At 41.1% G+C, this 17,102-nt stretch carries 15 protein-coding genes; 3 read left to right on the forward strand and 12 right to left on the reverse strand.

The annotated features are described in order from the left end of the window. Window positions 1-18: 18 nt before the first annotated feature. Window positions 19-8,031: a sigma-54-dependent Fis family transcriptional regulator gene (locus FGM00_RS04735; protein ID WP_138851801.1), complete on the reverse strand. Its 8,013-nt coding sequence runs from the start codon at window positions 8,029-8,031 to the stop codon at window positions 19-21. Window positions 8,032-8,235: 204 nt separating this feature from the next. Between FGM00_RS04735 and FGM00_RS04740 the strand changes: the two genes are divergently transcribed. Together FGM00_RS04740 and FGM00_RS04745 are read left to right on the forward strand one after the other, a co-directional pair. Continuing rightward, a complete protein-coding gene (locus tag FGM00_RS04740; RefSeq protein ID WP_138851802.1) occupies window positions 8,236-9,189 on the forward strand; it encodes a helix-turn-helix domain-containing protein in 954 nt (317 codons plus the stop codon). A gap of 29 nt (window positions 9,190-9,218) precedes the next feature. Continuing rightward, the gene (locus FGM00_RS04745) at window positions 9,219-9,503 is read left to right on the forward strand and encodes a hypothetical protein (RefSeq protein ID WP_138851803.1); all 285 of its coding nucleotides are present in this window, start codon (window positions 9,219-9,221) and stop codon (window positions 9,501-9,503) included. A gap of 17 nt (window positions 9,504-9,520) precedes the next feature. Here FGM00_RS04745 and FGM00_RS04750 read toward each other — a convergent pair whose 3' ends face one another. The 11 genes from FGM00_RS04750 to FGM00_RS04800 all read right to left on the reverse strand — a co-directional run bounded on the left by FGM00_RS04750 (window position 9,521) and on the right by FGM00_RS04800 (window position 15,827). Continuing rightward, window positions 9,521-10,102: a TMEM175 family protein gene (locus FGM00_RS04750; RefSeq protein ID WP_138851804.1), complete on the reverse strand. Its 582-nt coding sequence runs from the start codon at window positions 10,100-10,102 to the stop codon at window positions 9,521-9,523. Between the two features lie 25 nt (window positions 10,103-10,127). Continuing rightward, window positions 10,128-10,421 carry a hypothetical protein gene (locus FGM00_RS04755; protein ID WP_138851805.1) on the reverse strand — a complete coding sequence of 98 codons (294 nt, stop codon included), beginning with the start codon at window positions 10,419-10,421 and terminating at the stop codon, window positions 10,128-10,130. 24 nt (window positions 10,422-10,445) lie between these two features. Further along, window positions 10,446-10,976: a YceI family protein gene (locus FGM00_RS04760; RefSeq protein ID WP_138851806.1), complete on the reverse strand. Its 531-nt coding sequence runs from the start codon at window positions 10,974-10,976 to the stop codon at window positions 10,446-10,448. 15 nt (window positions 10,977-10,991) lie between these two features. Continuing rightward, window positions 10,992-11,636, reverse strand: a complete 645-nt coding sequence (locus FGM00_RS04765) for an NAD(P)-dependent oxidoreductase (RefSeq protein ID WP_138851807.1) — start codon at window positions 11,634-11,636, stop codon at window positions 10,992-10,994. Between the two features lie 134 nt (window positions 11,637-11,770). Further along, on the reverse strand, window positions 11,771-12,493 hold the full coding sequence (locus FGM00_RS04770) for an MBL fold metallo-hydrolase (protein ID WP_138851808.1): 723 nt from the start codon (window positions 12,491-12,493) through the stop codon (window positions 11,771-11,773). Between the two features lie 45 nt (window positions 12,494-12,538). Then, entirely contained in the window at window positions 12,539-12,922 is a 384-nt protein-coding gene (locus FGM00_RS04775) for an isochorismatase family protein (protein WP_138851809.1), read from the reverse strand. 3 nt (window positions 12,923-12,925) lie between these two features. Further along, complete coding sequence (locus FGM00_RS04780; RefSeq protein WP_138851810.1) at window positions 12,926-13,240, reverse strand: cysteine hydrolase family protein; 315 nt, start codon at window positions 13,238-13,240, stop codon at window positions 12,926-12,928. 56 nt (window positions 13,241-13,296) lie between these two features. Beyond that, window positions 13,297-13,722, reverse strand: coding sequence for a nuclear transport factor 2 family protein (locus tag FGM00_RS04785; protein ID WP_138851811.1), 426 nt, complete (start codon window positions 13,720-13,722; stop codon window positions 13,297-13,299). Between the two features lie 69 nt (window positions 13,723-13,791). Then, on the reverse strand, window positions 13,792-14,184 hold the full coding sequence (locus FGM00_RS04790; RefSeq protein ID WP_138851812.1) for a nuclear transport factor 2 family protein: 393 nt from the start codon (window positions 14,182-14,184) through the stop codon (window positions 13,792-13,794). 77 nt (window positions 14,185-14,261) lie between these two features. Next, window positions 14,262-15,101, reverse strand: coding sequence for an alpha/beta fold hydrolase (locus tag FGM00_RS04795; protein ID WP_138851813.1), 840 nt, complete (start codon window positions 15,099-15,101; stop codon window positions 14,262-14,264). Window positions 15,102-15,143: 42 nt separating this feature from the next. Further along, the gene (locus tag FGM00_RS04800; RefSeq protein ID WP_138851814.1) at window positions 15,144-15,827 is read right to left on the reverse strand and encodes an isochorismatase family protein; all 684 of its coding nucleotides are present in this window, start codon (window positions 15,825-15,827) and stop codon (window positions 15,144-15,146) included. A gap of 419 nt (window positions 15,828-16,246) precedes the next feature. Between FGM00_RS04800 and FGM00_RS04805 the strand changes: the two genes are divergently transcribed. Further along, window positions 16,247-16,990, forward strand: a complete 744-nt coding sequence (locus tag FGM00_RS04805; RefSeq protein ID WP_236262913.1) for a hydrolase — start codon at window positions 16,247-16,249, stop codon at window positions 16,988-16,990. The last annotated feature ends 112 nt before the right edge of the window (window positions 16,991-17,102 follow it).

Consider the following 17,102-nt stretch of genomic DNA (forward strand, 5'->3'; position numbering starts at 1 on the left):
ACCTTGTACATAAATCGGTCAACTTCTGGATATTCCGAGTTTACGCATTCTGGACTCTAGGGTAGAAGGCGCAACCCCCAACTGTCGTGCAGCACCATTCTTACCGCTGACCTTCCATTTTTTCTTTTCCAGAACCTCTAGCAGATAGTTGCGTTCTAAGAGATCTTTCTCCCTTTTTATGGCATCCATATCAAAGTCATCGGTCAATTTCAATGCCCTCGTATTGGTACCCTCCGATGCCATCCATTCAAAATCGGCCACATTGGAATTTCCGGGATGAATCTCGATGATCTTGCCTTTTTGAGATATGATGGCCTGTTCGATGTTGTTCTGTAATTCCCTAACATTGCCCGGCCAGTCGTAGGCCTGAAACCGTTTTAACGTATTTGCGGTGAAACCCTTGAACGGCAGACCGTATTGTTCCGAAAATTGCCGTGCGAAAAAGTCGGCCAACAACAGCACATCTTCACCACGTGCGCGCAACGGAGGTACCTGAATGGGATACCCGTTCAGACGATAGAATAAATCGGATCGGAATATACCCGTGGTAATTTCTTCGTTCAAATTTCTGTTGGTCGCGGCGATGATCCGAATATCCAAGGGAATGGTCACATTGCTGCCCAGGCGTTCCACCTCACGTTCTTGAATGACCCTGAGCAACTTGGTTTGCAATTCTAAAGGCATTTCCCCGATTTCATCTAGAAATATCGTTCCCTTATTGGCCAACTCGAATTTTCCTATTCGGTCTTTTACCGCGCCCGTAAAGGCACCGCGTTGATGTCCAAACAATTCTGATTCTACGATCTGCGACGGTATGGCCGCACAGTTCACCTTTACGAGCACCCTGTCTTTCCGGGTCGAATTTTCGTGAATGGCACGGGCGATCAGTTCCTTTCCGGTGCCGGTTTCACCTAAGATGAGCGCGGTAGCGTCTACGGCGGCTACTTCGGAAACCTGTGCGAACACGTCGCGCATCGCCTTGCTCTCGCCGATCATATGCTCAAAGTTGTAGGTTTCCTTGACCACGCTTTCCAGATAGGTTTTTTCCAATTGCAACTGCTCCGACATTTCTTTTATGGAGAAGGAAGAAAATAAGTTTTCCAAGGAAATTCTTAAGGTATTGCGAACACCTTCTAAAATATTACAATGCCTAATGCTATAATGGTTCTTATCCTTGCTGAACATAAAAAAGTAAACTTCGGTATGCTTTTTCTTGAGATGCAATCTATGCGGCAATACGGATTGTAGTCCCAATGCGTCCATATAGCCTTTGGTTGCTTTGGGTATATCCTTAAGTTGAATGACTTCATTCTCTTTTTTTGATAATTGAATCAACCCCTTTTGCGCCTTTGTGATTTCAGTTGTGGAAAGCTTTGTGATTTCTTCTATGTTTTTGAGGGATAGTTGACGCTTCTCAACAGGCGTGATCCACTCGTATGTAAAATCATTGAGCCTGTCTTTTGTTACTTTGATTACCGTGGCAAAAGTGAAAGGGATCAAGGCCTTGTATTCTTGAAAAATATCATCCCATTTGTCATTGGATTTTTGTTCTGTGGTCAGGATGTTGGATATTTTAAGTTCTAGATCCTGAATCGCGCTCTTCCAAAGGATTTCTTTTTTGGAAAGAATGTTGGCCACGCAAATAGACACTTGCTCGGAAACCGACTTGTAATGTTTGATATGCTGTTCGTTAAAAACGCCTTCTTTCTTCAGTTTGAAGGCCATCATACCGATTTTCTTGCCTTGATTGACCAGAGGGCCTCCTAACAATTCCTTTACGCCGGCATTCACCATATCAATGTGGCGTGGATGCTCGGTGTTCTCCACCAGAAAATCCATTGAGGTAATCACCGGGCCGTTATTGGCCAACCATTCCACAGACGATCCCTGATGTTTATATAAAGTTTGTTTTTCAACGGTCGCGCCCTTCCTATTTTGATCCTCGACCTGATTTACAAATTTTTCGTTGATCAATTCATAGTGGTACGACTCGCTCTTGTCTAAAATCAACACACCTACCTGATCAAAAGGAATGATTTTCTTTACCACCGTATCAATGGCGTTATAGAGTTCTACGGCGTTGGTAGTTGCAGCCAAGGCCTCGGTAATTTCTAGAAGATTCTCACTATATTTCTTTTCTTCTTCCGTCTGTTGATTGGCGAGAATATTGGAAATAGCCACGGAAAGTTGCTCGGTAACATTCTGAAAAAGCGAAAACTGTTCTTTTTTAAAAAAATCTTTTTGCAAGGCATTGATACAGAACATCCCGAATACGGAATCACCAATTTTCAAGTTGGCGGCAAGGCAGTCTCGATACCCGCTATTAGGCATATCTACCAAGGTGAATTGATAGTAATCAGGGAAATCCCGTACCAATAGTTTAAAATCGAAGAGAACCGGACCATTTTCTTTTTCTATTTGAAGCATCATCCAATCAATGAGAGAATCTTTATGTAATATTGATTCATTTCCACTTGCTAATAAAGCTGAATTAATTGGGGAAGAACTGATTTTGTCATTAAAACCAGCCATATCGTAATGATATTTACCATCATCGGTCAATAAGAAAATGCCTACGTCAACGAAATTAAAAATGGGTTTTAGTTTGGTGGTCACAAAACTCAAAAAGTCGGGCAAGTTCCTGATTTTGGATACTGCGGAAGTGATTTCAAGTAAAGTGGCTTTTTCACGTTCGCGTTCTAGGATTTTTTCATTGGCGAGAATATTGGATACGGCTATGGAAACCTGTTCAGCTATCGATTTAAAAAGTACCAAATGCTCTTCCTGGTAATAACCAGCTTGACTATGATTAAAACATAATAGACCTATGGATTCACCACCGTGTACCAATGGACCTCCAATTACATTTTGCAGGCCACCTTCTAACATATATTGATGTTGCGGGTGCGGTGATTTTTTATCCAATTCTACAATATCTATAGAAATAGGACCATTGTTCATAACCCATTCTACCGAACTTCCAGTATGTTTAAAACGAGTATGTTGTCCTAAATTAGTTTCAACGAGCTTTTGGGCATCCGATTTTTGCAAATCGTCTGCCGTAATCAATTCGTAGTGGATATCTTCTTTTGCATTATAGATGAACAGACCAAGCTCGTCGTAGGGGAAAATTGGTTTGATATGGTCAAAAATAGTTCGGTATAAGCCAGAAGAATTCTTTACCTGCGCTACGGCTTCAGTAATTCTTAAAAGAGTATGGCTAAAGTTTTTTTCTTGCAAAAGGGCTTCATTGGCTAAAACGTTATTGACCGCCACAGCCAGTTGGTCTGCAATGGCTTGAAATAAGGGTAATTGGTTTTCTGAATAGGCATTCTCTTTGAAACTGTCAAAAGCCAAAGCCCCTATTATCGAATTGCCCACTTTTAGGGGTGTAAACATCATTTCTTTGAAACCCTGACTTTTCATAATGGGCATAAAGGCATTATCTGGAAATTTCTCTATTAAAGTGTCAATCGAACTTATTTCCGTGCTTTCGAGCATATAGGCTACGAGTGTATCTATATCCATATAGCCAGATAAACCTTTGTTTGCCAGTTCTACATTACTATCGGTAAGGTTGTAATTATCGGTTACAGCTAAGTCTGCAAATTGATTCTTGTCCTCATTAAGTAGTACTATACCGACGTCATCAATGGGAATCACTGGCTTTATTTTCTCGAAAATCACCCGGAATAATTCCTGCCTGTCTTGAATCGATGCTACGGCTTCGCTAATGGCGAGTAGGGTTTCCTTAAAGTTTTTTTCCTCTAAAAGTGCTTCTTTAGATAAAATATTGCTGGTGGCCACAGCGAACTGGTCTGCAATTGCCTGAAAGAATTGTGGGTCTGTATTATTATATTCATTTTCATTCGTAGAATTTAATATGAAAACCCCTATAATTTCACCGCGATTTTTAAGCGGACCATATATCATATGCCTTAAACCCGTTTTAAGCATTGTCGCAATATGGGGATGCTTTACATTCTCAATAGGGCTGGTATACACCTTAGGGTCATTCAATACTTCTTGTACAAATGATTCTTTGTTTGCAAATGGTCCTGTTCCTATTTTATTCCAGACTTGAATGCTGTGCATATCATTGGTAACTCCTTCATCAATGACCTCATAATGATGGTCGCCATCTATGATGAAAAGGCCGGGACATTCAAAAGGCACAATGGGCTGAACTTTCTCAAAAAGAATTTTAAAGAGCTCAGACCTATTTCGAATAGTGGTGACCGCCTCGCTTATATTTAAAAGGGTCTCCTTAAAGTTTTTTTCTTCCAATAACGCCTCATTGGCCAAAACGTTTGCCACAGCGACCGCTAATTGGTCTGACAAGGCTTGAAAAAGTGTGAAATCGCTTTCTGAATATTCATCTTCCTTGCGACTGTTAAAGCAAAGCACGCCAATTGTTTTACCGCCATATTTTAAAGCACCGTAGATTTCTTGTTTCAAGCCCATTTTAAGCATACTCGCCTTATGCGGATGTACCATATCCTTTATTAATATGAGATGTGGGCCAGCGTCCTTGATAGAATGTTCAACAGGTGTGTTCTTGTTTTTAAATGGACCTCTGCCAGCGCTTTTCCATATATATAAAGTGGACTTTTCTTTAAGTATTTCCTCATCTAAAATCTCATAATGTGAATCACCATCGATTATCATTAAACCTGGACTATCGGAAGGGAAAATAGGTGCAATAACCTCAAAGAAAACTTTGAAAAGTTCTCTCCAATTTTGAATGGTGGCAATAGATTCGCTTATTCTTAATAGGGTTTCCTTAAAGTTTTTTTCCGCAATCAATTTTTCGGTACTCAGTATTTTATCGACCGCTGGCCCGACCTGGTCGGTCAATTGTTGCATCAAAGGTAATTGCGCATCGGTATAAATAGCCCTCTCGAGCGATACGAGTACGAGTACTCCTATAATCTCGTTTCCAGATTTTAAGGGTGCCGTAATGAATTGCTTTTGATTTTCGTTGGCAAGTATTTCGCGAAAAGCGAAATCTTTATGTGACAAAAACTCTTCAATCGTCCAAATGCGTAATGGTGTCTTTTGCATTCGTTTGGTCAACGAACAAAAGGGAATCCATTTGTCCATATTATGTTCGTACAAGGCGTTAGATACATTGGAAAGCTCGAGATACTCTTCACTTACGGTCAAATCGCGCCAATGGGTTTTTTCTTCATTGTAGACCACAACACCTAAATCATCGACTGTGATAATCGGTTTGAGGTAGTTTACTATGGTCGCCAACAGCTCTTTTCGGTCGAGAATGGTGGCCATAGCTTCGCTGATACCGAGAAGGGTTTCTTTAAATTGTTTTTCGCTGACTAGTGTCTGGTTATCTAGAATATTGCTTACTGCAACTGCAAGTTGGTCTGCAATGGCTTGAAAAAGCGGTAACTGACTTTGCGTAAAGAAACCGCGCTTTTTGGCATTGATACAGAAAAAGCCTAGCGTGTTTCCTGCGTACTTGAGTAGTACCTGCATACTATCGTGATAATTGGCCTCCACCAAATATTTACTTTGCTCGTATTGCGGAAACTGTTTGGCCATATCGGTCAAATCGATGATTATAGGGCCGTTTGCTTTGCGAAGCAAGGCTAGCTCCCAAGCCATATTGGAACCCTTTTCAATGGACAAGGGTTTGTTAACTTCAACATCAGCCAAGGCCTCTTTGGATTCTGGGGATAGTGCCAAAGCATTATATTTTAACGACCAATCTTCGAGTGCTGTTTTATCTTCGTTGAATACGAACAGACCCGTATCGTAAAAATTGAATATGGGCCGAATCTTGTCAAAAATTACTCTTAAGAGCTTATTGCCAGATTGTACGGTGGATATTACTTCGCTGATATTCAGCAAAGTTTCTTTAAAATTCTTTTCCTTGTCAAGGGATTCTTGAGCCAATATATTACTTAAGGCCACAGAGAATTGACTTCTGATACTATCAAATAATCGTAGTCTATAACCGTCAAGAATTTGCTCGGTCTTGAAATGGAAAAAGAGAATGCCTATGCTCACCTCTTGATGTTTTAGCAATAGCGTAATACTGTGTTCTAGCCCGATATCCTTCATCAACAAAAGGCCAGGGTATTTGGGATATACTTTCAACCAGTCCGATAAAACAAAATGCGCCACATCATCGCCCTCAAGTACTTTTTCTATGGGTGTACCTTTGGTATCGACCTGATTTTCTACCACTTCCTTATATAATGGATGGTCTGTGGTGCTTTTAGGCGACATCGTTAACGGGTGGTGATGTTTGTTTGTAGTAGTATCAACTAAACATAGTACGGCATCCGAAAAATTTACAATGGGTAGCAAATCGGTCATTATGGAATTGTACAGGTCCTCTCTGTTTCGAATACTGTTTACAGATTCGCTTATACCCAAAAGTGTCTGCTTAAAATTTTTCTCGTTCAATAATTGCTCATTAGCCAAAATATTACTAACCGCGACCGAAAGTTGGTCTGCGATATTAGGGTACAGTTTGTTTTTAGGATGATGTAGGTTCTGTGGTTCTTTAAAATGAAAATTGATAAAGGCGATGAGCTCCCCTTGATTCTTTAGTTTTAATGAGGTGGTATGGTGCAAGTCTAAATCAGCCATTAAGTGAAGGCCTGGAAAATCGGGATAATCCTGCAACCATTTAGATAGCTCGAAATAGTTGATGTCATCCCCATTCACTATCTGTTCGGCGGGCGACCTTTTGATGTCAAATTCAGTTTCCATAACGGCCGGGTACAACTTATTCTTTTGTGCAGGTTTAGACGCCATTGAGAGAATGTGCTTAAATGTCTGTCTATCGCTATCAATGGTAATTAGGGCGGCTTCATCAAATTGGATGATGGGTTGAATAAGATTCATTATAGTGTTGTACAGGTCATTCCTTTCCCTGATATTGGTCACAGCTTCGCTAATGCCGAGAAGGGTTTCTTTAAAGGTTTTTTCTGCTATAAGTTCATCCTTAACTATAAGATTATTTAATGCCAAAGCAATTAAATCTGCCAAACTTTGAAATAGTGGAAAATCTTGTTCAAAATAGACGTTGGGTTCCAAAGAAATTAGATTGAATACACCGATGGGCTTACCGCTAATTATAAGTGGGGTACTGATTACCTGTTTTACACCAGCCTCTTCTAATTCCTGAAAATGTGGGTGGTCTTTAATACGCTTAAGAAATTCTTGTCCGTCATATAACAGGGTGCCTTTTAGAGCATCAATAATACTTGACTCTGGTTTCATATAGCCCTCAATGCTATTGCTTTTTAGGCTTATTGAGATATCTTCGTTGCCAACAAAGTCGACCATAAAATCTCTATGACGACCATCGGGCAACACATGGAATAATCCTGAATCATCAAATGGAAAGAGCAGTTTCACTTTCTTATTGATAATGTCAAATAATTGCTTAAAATCGGAAACAGCAGCGGTTGCCTCACTTATACTTAAAAGATGTTGATTGATTGCATTTTGACGTAAGATTTCTTCCCTATCCAAAATATTAGAAAGCGTTACCGTTATCATATCGGCTATTTTAGTAAAAAGGGGAATGTCTCTTTTACTGTAGGTGCTTTCTTTTTTTGACCATAACAAAAAGACGCCAAAGGTTTTAGAGTTTCTTATTAAAGGAATGCTTATAAATTGTTTTAATCCTTCACTATTAATATATTCGGTATGCGGATGTTTTGGATATTTCTTGAAAAATTCATCCACGGTCTCTGTGCGCAATTTTTCAGACGCAGCTTTCATTGACTTTTCGGGTGCTAACCATATATCTCCAAGATGTTGATTTATTGTTTTATTTGCTCCAAAGGATAACTCGGATGCAGAAGTTAAGTCTCGATGCCGTCCATCTTCGAGTACGTGAAAAAGGCCTACATCATCAAAGTCGATAACTTTGTTTACTTTTAAGAATATAGTTTGGAGCAATTCTGGTATGGATTGTACCGAGGTGATATCATTTAATATGGAATACAGGATTTCATTTTGGTCCTGATTCTTTTCTTTTTTCTTTTCCATAGTTTAAACCTTTTCTTAAAAATAATCCTATTTCACGAAAATATCGTGAATGTCACGATTTTTTTTCGTTATATTTTCGTGATTTAATTATGGCATGCAAGGTGTCTTTGCTTAGACGTCAATGAATTAGGGTATTGTCAGCGTATTTCGTTCAGAACCATTCTTGGTATCGTTTTAGGATAGTAAGCAGTAAAGAACGCTGTTATGACGACACTACTTAAAAACATTCCTAGCCTCGATATCGATCGCTTTGTTCAAAATTTGATGAATGCCCCCAACAGGCATACTATTACTCATCGAAACCAGAAGATGCAATTTCATATTTGCCGCCTTTCGGAAATTGATGATGCCTCTCCGTTAGACAAACCGCACATCTATGATTTCTTTACCATCTATTTCGTGGAAGCTGGTTCCCTTGCGAAAATCAATCAACTGGAATCGTTACAATTGAACGCCAAAGAGGTTTTCTTTTCAAAACCGGGCGAAATCAAGACCTGGCAGAAAATGAAGGGATTAAAGGGATATCTTCTTTCCTTTACCATTGACTACCTCTTGATGTTGATCAATGATAAGAACATCATCAACAGTTTCGATTATTTGATGCCCGATTCGCAACGAAAATTTGCATTGGACGAAGCAAACTTTGCGTACTATCAAAATGTCTTCAATGAACTTGGTAAAGAGTATGCCGAGCCAAAACTACAGTCTACCGAACTTATTCGGTTCTGGATATTCGTGTTGCTGATTAAGACCAATCGGTTGCACCAGGAGCAACATCAACTGGTCAAACCGAAAAAACTTACCCGCTCCTCAGACGTTATCTGTGCCAAGTTTCTAAAACTTTTGGACGAGACGTTTACTGACTTGGCAAAAGGTACCATTATGAAACCCCCAAGGATAAAAGAGTTCGCCGAACTTTTGAATGTCAACCCTACCTATTTGGGGGAGTGCGTCAGAAAATCGAGCGGAAAATCGGCAAAGTCTATTATCAATAGAAAGACCCTCTTGTTGGCCAAATGCCAATTGTTGCATACCCAGAATAACATTTCCGAAATCGCGTACCAATTGGGTTTTGAAAGCCCCGGCTATTTTATTCGGTTTTTCAAAAAATTCGAGGAGCTGACACCCTTAGAGTTTCGAAAATCAATGAGTGCCTAAAGCTTTTTTATACCTCAATTGTTCATATTATGATTACATACATTAGATACCGTCTATATAAAAATAACATCCGGGAATTCGTTAGGGATATGAAAACCGCACTCGTGGGATTACATCGTTATAAAAATTGCACCTATTGCGACCTGACAGAGTGTGATTCTGAAAAAGAGAATTTCATACTGCGTATCGAATGGAATGCCAACGTTCAGGGAAATCCCTTGGAGTCAAAAGCACCGGAGATAATCACTTTTCTTAGTGCCATCAGAAAGCATCGTGAGTTTATTTTGGAAATGCGTAATTACAGCATTCTCTAAATTTCAACCACAGGTTGTCACTCTTCTTCGTTGTATATTTTTTCGACCTTTCGATTCGGAAAGAACCAAATGGCCGTATTGACCAAATAAACGATGCATCCGAGAATCGGGAAAAAATAGGTTACCCCGATACCCACTACAAAAAGAAGCATTGAATATTTACCTTTGTTGTCCCCATCATGAAGTTTTACGATAGCGTCATCACCGGCGTGGGTTTTGGCCAAGTAATTCACCAACAACCAAAAGGAAAAACTGGAACCCAACAGTATGATGCCATACAAGATCAATGCATTTCGGGCAAAGCCGCTTTCCCCGATCCAACTGGCGCCAAACGGAATCAGCGATAACCAGAACAGCAGGTGAAGATTGGCCCATAGAATCTTTCCGTTCACCCTCTTTGAGATACGTAACAGATGGTGGTGATTGCTCCAAAAAATGCCTAAATACACAAAACTCAGGATATAGCTGAAGAAGTTGGGGAGTAACGGCAATAGTGATACAAATTCCACTTCGCTCGGCGCTTGAAAATTTAGGACCATTATCGTAATGACGATGGCAAGTACCCCATCAGTAAATGTCTCTAAACGCTCCGTTCGCATGTTGTATTTTTCGATAAATCACCTTTTACTTGAACGTCTTGACCGGTATCCGGGTCGTGTAATTCAAATAGCTGGTGTCGCTAGCGGATTTTAGCGTATACCTTCCGCGCTTATTTTTTTCTGCATAGGTCAAGGAATGAATGCCATTGACAATTATAAAAAATAGGGTCTTTTTTTCGCTCATTAATCGTAGCACATCGGCGTAGGAGAAGTTCTTGACTTTTCCGTTATCATCAACGCACTCAAGGTATTCAAAGTTTTCCTCACCGTCCTCCGCAGTACATTTGGTACAGTATTGAATGATGTATCTCTTTCCCATGGCCTTTTTTCCATTGCATTTGATTTACTTTACTTCGGCCAGTTGCAAATCAAACCGTACACTTACCTTTTTTCCCAAAAAGACCGCTCCATTGGGTAATTCCGCGCCCTTTGCGATTCCAAATACCTCTCTGTCAATTTTTGTTTTGGCGGTGAAACCAAACTTTCTCACACCATCCTTATCCTTGGCGCTTCCTCCTTTATTCATGATAAAGGTCACGTCTCGTTTCTTCCCTTTTAGCTGGAGATTTCCTTCCAGTACAAATTGATTTTTCTTCCGTGCCTTAAAACTTGTCGAGGTAAATACGATTTTCGGATGCGCCTCTGTATGGAACCAATACTCTGCCTGAAGGTGCTCATCACGCTGTGCGACGCCTGTATCGATACTGGCAACATCAATTTCAACACTTACTTCGGTGGCCGACCAATCTTCATTATTCCGAACGAACGATCCCGAAAATTCGTTGAAGGTTCCGCCAATACCCGATATTCCCAATAATCTGGCTCTAAAAGCGAGTGTGGAATGTACTTTCTCAATGACATACTTGGTTTCCATAAAAGGGCAGAGGATTTAATTTGTGATTAAAATCGTTTGTTTGTCGTATCGTTTATCGGTTATCAAATTGGCTAGCACCCTGCCGACGTCCTTTCTTGAAATAGTTTCCGGTTCTTTTTCGTTTTCGAGATCTTTGATAAAGCGTACCTCGCTACTTTCATCATTGCTCAACTCCGTAGGTCTGATGATTGACCATTCAGGTAATTGGGAGTTTCGTACGATTTCTTCCTGTCGTGTTCTATCCTCCATAATTCTACCGAGGAGTACGGGTTCGATAATATTTCGGAAGATGAAACGGCCGTGCCCTTTGGAGTCTCCGGCGCCGATAGCCGTCATGCATATCAATCGCGGCACATTTGCCCCTTTCATTGCCTCTACCGTAATCAGGGTTCCCTTCTCACAGAGATCGGGAACATTGAACAGCGTGTCTTTGTTCAACGGAGCACCAAAAGTTAAAATCGCTACATCTTGATGTTGCATAGCATTTTGGACATCCTCTAATTTCGTAACATCGCCTTTGTAGATGGTCAGATTTGGATTCAAGTTTTCAATTTTTTCCACAGATCGTCCAAAGGCGGTTACCGTGTGGCCATTTTTAAGGGCGTAGTCCACCGTGTGTTGACCGACATTTCCAGTAGCGCCTATGATTAAAACGTTCATTAGTTTCTTCCTTTTATGGTTAATAGAATCATATACCTGTTCCCGTTACAAGGGCTGACCATTGTTACAATTTCAATACCGCTAACAGATTAGCTGATCTTCTCAAGTATGAGTTTTTAGATGGTAGCGAAAATCTACAGCGATTTTGTTTTTTCCGCTTTACATAGATTTTTTACTATATAGTCTTGCTGCATTTCATTCAATCCAAACTGGGGTTTGCCATGTAGCGGCAAGATGTGTTTAAAGCGTTGCTCCACATTTTCCCAAAAACCCCTTAAGCGTTCATCATTTTCTTCGTTATTGGGAGGACGTTCAAAATAATATTGCTCCTCCTCATATGGTGAGCCTACCGCGCTATCACCGGTGAACAGAATTCCTCCATTCATTTCCGCATATATGACGACACTACCCGGAGTATGACCCGGTGAATGATGTACTTGAACATTGAAGTCCGTGAAAATGTCTATGGCGCAGGTGATATCGAATAGAGCATTGCTATTCTTTGGAGTATCATCTGGATGAATGAAAATAGGTGCATTGCCTAAATCTTCACTTATTTCATGAAGGGGGGCGTAAGCTTGTCCCAAGAGGTCCCGATGGGTCAGAAAGACTCCGGATATACTATACCCATTGGCCATCCAGTTCTTCAAGGATTGTACGCTTTCATCACGGACTGCGTCGATGAGCAGTAGCTTTTTGTGTTCTTGATGTACAATAATGTACATGTTGCCGTAGCGGTAGCGATGTTTATCAGCTTTTATAGTGTAAACATTGTCTAGAATCGGGAGAATGCTACCTAGTTCAGCCGACAAAAACTTTTTGTGCAATGGCAGTGCGTTCTGTTCGGTGTCCTTCATGAGTTTTTTTTTAGTGAATATGACGTAAATCAAGAAAAATCGGAACTATTTCGCATAGGCATCCTGGAAGCCTCCCCAAGCACTATGTTCTTGATACAATTTTCCCACCTTTGGGCCTTCGGGTGTTTTCCAATCCACCATGAGTTCAGAGGCAAGTGTACCCCACGTAATCATTGTAGCCCCGGCCTGTTGCATACGCATCATCGCCGCTTGTTCAACGATAGGCTGATCGGTGCCCGAAGCATCGACCACAACATAGACTTCGTAACCGTTTGCGAGCAAATCCAAGGTAGTCAACTGGGTGCAGATATCAATTGAAATACCGCCGATGACTATCTTCTTTTTGCCGAACTTCTCGATGGCATCCCGAAAGGGTTTGGAGCCCCACGCACTTGCCGTATGACGTTCGATTTTGATGTCGTTTGACAAATGCTACTGCACCATAGGGTAGAAATCCCCCCTAAAACCTCCTTCGTCACCAAGAACTATGGTGGGCATATTGAAGATTTCGGAAACCTTTGCAAAGGCGGTAGCATTATTTACGAAAGTCGCCCTGTCTATGGTTCGGAGTCCTGGATCGAATCCTGTCAAATAGTCCACCATAACGAAAGTAGCGTTATCCTTGGCTATTTTCTGTGTGTATCGATTGGGTTCTATCAGATTTGGGCTAGAAGTGAATGCAACGAGCAAAAAGCTTATTGTCAATACGCACACTGCTATGAATATCGTGTTCTTAGGGATTCTCATCTTTCTGTAAATTTATTGTTCATTTTAATTTTGAATGGTAAAGGAATTGGCTTCGATCAATTGTCACCTTGAAGTGATTCTATCAATTTCATCACATTCGGATCGGCCGAAAGTTCCCTTTTTACGAATAACCATTTTCCATCCTCTTTTATTAAAACATCGTTGAAGGTACCCGTGCCCGCCATGGTATTCTCGTCTCTATTGAATACCGTTAAGTAACAGTACATCGTTGCATTTTTGCCGTCACCTTCAATTTCATGATTGGTCAATAGATGTCTTCTGCCTCTCGCGAAACTGTCTAATAGCCCAGGGAATTGTTTCCTTAAATCCTCTTTGCCTTTTGTGCTTCCCCAAAACCCGGAGAGTTCTCCATCATCCGCCCAAACGGTCATGTATTTTTCAACATTTTCACTGTCCATGGCATTATCGAATGTTGCCGTTAGTTGTATGATATCCAATTTATCTTCTGCTGTCAATTTCATTATTTCTATGTTTTATGGTTTATAAATGTGCTTTAAAGGGGACATAGTTCATCAATTTGATCATATTATTTATTTTGCATTGAACATTTCGGGATCTACAAATCCGAAGTACTCTCTAAAACCCGATACTTTGTCATTAGTAAACTTAAACTGAATACTGTTATATCCTTCATAAGGATACCTGCCGCTCATGACCGTTCCTTTAGAATCAAAGCTTACCGCTGAATAAGACTCGTCGGTTGTAATAACTAGATTTGAAAAGGTCAAACTGTTAGGGTTTTCCTGTCTTTCCGAGATAAGTTCCTTCATTTTGATCAAGGCTTCTTTACCGGTGAATTTTCCCATCAATGGTTGTGAAAACAGGTCGAAGTCAGTGGAAAGCAGTTCAATGAATTCGATGTAATTACCGTCTGATTCTCCCGCTTGCCAAGCATTCAGCGCTATTTGGGTTATTTTTTTCATGTAAGTTCCATGTTTTAGCTTCCTTTTACCGTCCTCAATTGACGGCATGTTATCTTCAAAGCGACCACCGATGATTATTAAAAGAAATCCAATAGTTGACGATTCAGTAGTTTAGGCTGTTCATCCGCAATCCAATGGCCACATTCCGCTACGACTGAACCCGTTACATCATTTGCTAGCTGTTCCCAACCAGGAACCATGAATTCCCCGGCACCCATTTCACCCCCCAATGCCAGCACCGGCATGTCGAGTTTCACCTTTGCCGTTACCTTAAAATGCTCTGTATCATCGAAGACCGCAGCGAAGTGTGCAAAGCCAGCTCGTAATGCTCCGGGCTTTTGAAGATTACGTACGTAATTCTCAAAATCAGCTTGGGACACTGCATCGGGGTTATAACTCCAGTGCCAGAAATACCACGCCAGTAATTCACGTTCTTTTCCGGCGATAAACTGTATAGCAACGTCAGGTACCGTAAAAAAGGCCAACTGCCAAGCTTGCCAGTTTCGTACTGGTTGAAGCCCATGCTCATAACCAAAGCCAGGCGGAACATATTCGATGAAACACGCCTTCTTGACTCGGTCCGAAAATTGTGAAGCAAAGGAGTACGCTACGCCACCGCCATGGTCATACCCGACTAGGTTGATTTTATCTATTTCAAGGGCATTCAGAAATTTTTCCATATCCCGTGCTAGATTTTCTTTCTCATAACCTCCATCCGTTATAGTGGTACCTCCCATACCCCTTAAATCCGGGGCAATGACTCTGAAGTTTTTAGAAAGTTCAGGCATCATCTTTCGCCACATATGGGAATGCTGAGGAAATCCGTGAATCAATAGCAGTACATCACCCGTACCGCATTCTAAGTAAGATTGATCTAAGCTGCCAATTCTTTTCGTGTGATATTTTATCTCGCTCATTAGTATATTATTAGGGTACTGTAATTTCTTAACATCGAATGCTCAAAGATGAGCTTGTAGTGGGGGTGTCCCGATTTGTTCTTTCATCATATCGGCATTTTTGGCGACCCCTAAATAGTTTGACATCGCCACGGAATATTGTCCCATATGCTCGCTTAGCAAATTTGCGATATGCATGCCGTTTATCTGTGTATTATTGGCCAATTCGGCCAATACGGCCACCCAAGTCGTCACAACGACGCCGGCCATTGCCAAGCGCTTCATGGTGACTTCCGTAACCAACGGATTCCAATCGGCGGAGGCATCGATTACGGCATAGACTTCGTAGCCCTCTTGAACTGCCGCAATAGCCGGAAACGCTACACAGACCTCCGTTGCCAGTCCAGATATTACCAATTTGGTACGGCCTGTGGATTTCACTGCTCGTTTTGAGGTCTCATCGTTCCAGAAGTTGACATAAGGTCTATCGATGACACTTTCCCCACCAAAAAGTTCTATTAATTCCGGTAGCGTGGGGCCATTGGGGCCTTGTGGCCAACTGGTCCCTAAGATGGTCGGAATATCGAAGGCTTTAGCGGTTTTTGCGTGACCCAGAATATTGTTCTTCAATAGTGCGGGATCGATCGACGTCAAAAACGTGGATAGCCCCACCTGATGATCGATCATAACAAAGCAGCAATTGTCCGGAGTGAGTTCTGTGCGAAATGGATTTTTTAATTCATTCATAGCCTTTATTACTTATTATGCTCTAGTTCAACTTATTTCTTGAGGTAAAGTTCCATATAAAAGGAGGTTGTGGATATTACTAATTTCCAGTTATTATGGTACTTTTTAATGCGTTTAAGGTGTTGGTCTAGCGAACATTTCAAAATAGGTAAGGAATCATTTAGATTACCATGAAAATGTCGGTAGCACCTTGATGTCGAATAATTTTTGATAGTCAAGGCAATAATACTCTTATACCCTAGCGAAGGAAACCTTATCGTTGATCGGGGGATGCATCGACCGTTTATCAACTTCAATTCAGTGCACCTTAATTTCTACCATCATTGCTTGCAAAAGTGAATTTCACAAGAGAAGGCATGGACTAATTTTGGATTTAGAAACTCAGGATACTACTATCCTAAAAACAAAAATTCGACATTATGAAAAATCTAATTACACTACTCGCAATCTTTATGGCATCATCGGCCATGGCACAATGGAAACAGTATAATCCGAATAAGAATAACGATCCTGCGAACGCTTCAAAGGAATTGATCAACCCGGCAAACCATACCTTAATGCTTATTGACCACGAGAGTCAGATGGCCTTCGCGGTAGAGTCTAATCCGATAGACGAAATACGAAATAATGTAGGGCTGATTTCCGCTATTTCCCAGCTTTATGAAATTCCGACCGTAATAACGACGGTTGCTGAAAAATCGTTCAGCGGACCTGTTTTTCCTGAAGTTCGGGAATTCTTTCCCGATGAGAGCGGTTATATCGACCGTACTACGATGAATTCATGGGAGGATACACGGGTGGTCAAGGCCGTAGGCGCTTTTAAAAAACCCAAACTTGTTTTGGCCGGTCTTTGGACAGAGGTCTGTATTCTTTCCGCCGCACTTTCGGCCCTGGAAGACGGGTATGACGTCTATGTCATTACGGATGCTTGCGGTGGTGTGTCAAAAGAGGCGCACGATATGTCTATTGCCCGAATGATGCAAGCAGGTATCAAGCCCATGACGGCCATGCAGTATGGTCTGGAAATACACCGGGACTGGGAGCGTTCAGACACTTATGTTCAAATGAACGATATAATGAAAAAATGGGGAGGTGCCTACGGATTGGGAATCGATTACAAGAAAACTTTGGATAAGTGGGAAAAGGAACATTCCGAAAAATAATAAAGTTTTAGGTTGGTTAGTTGGTAAGGTTTGTCCTGACTATCTTAGGTCAGGGCAAATCTTTTGTTCTTTAAGGGTCCAAGAAAGGCACTAAACGATATTTGAACTAAAA

Source organism: Aggregatimonas sangjinii, from assembly GCF_005943945.1.
GTDB classification, from domain to species: Bacteria; Bacteroidota; Bacteroidia; order Flavobacteriales; family Flavobacteriaceae; genus Pelagihabitans; species Pelagihabitans sangjinii.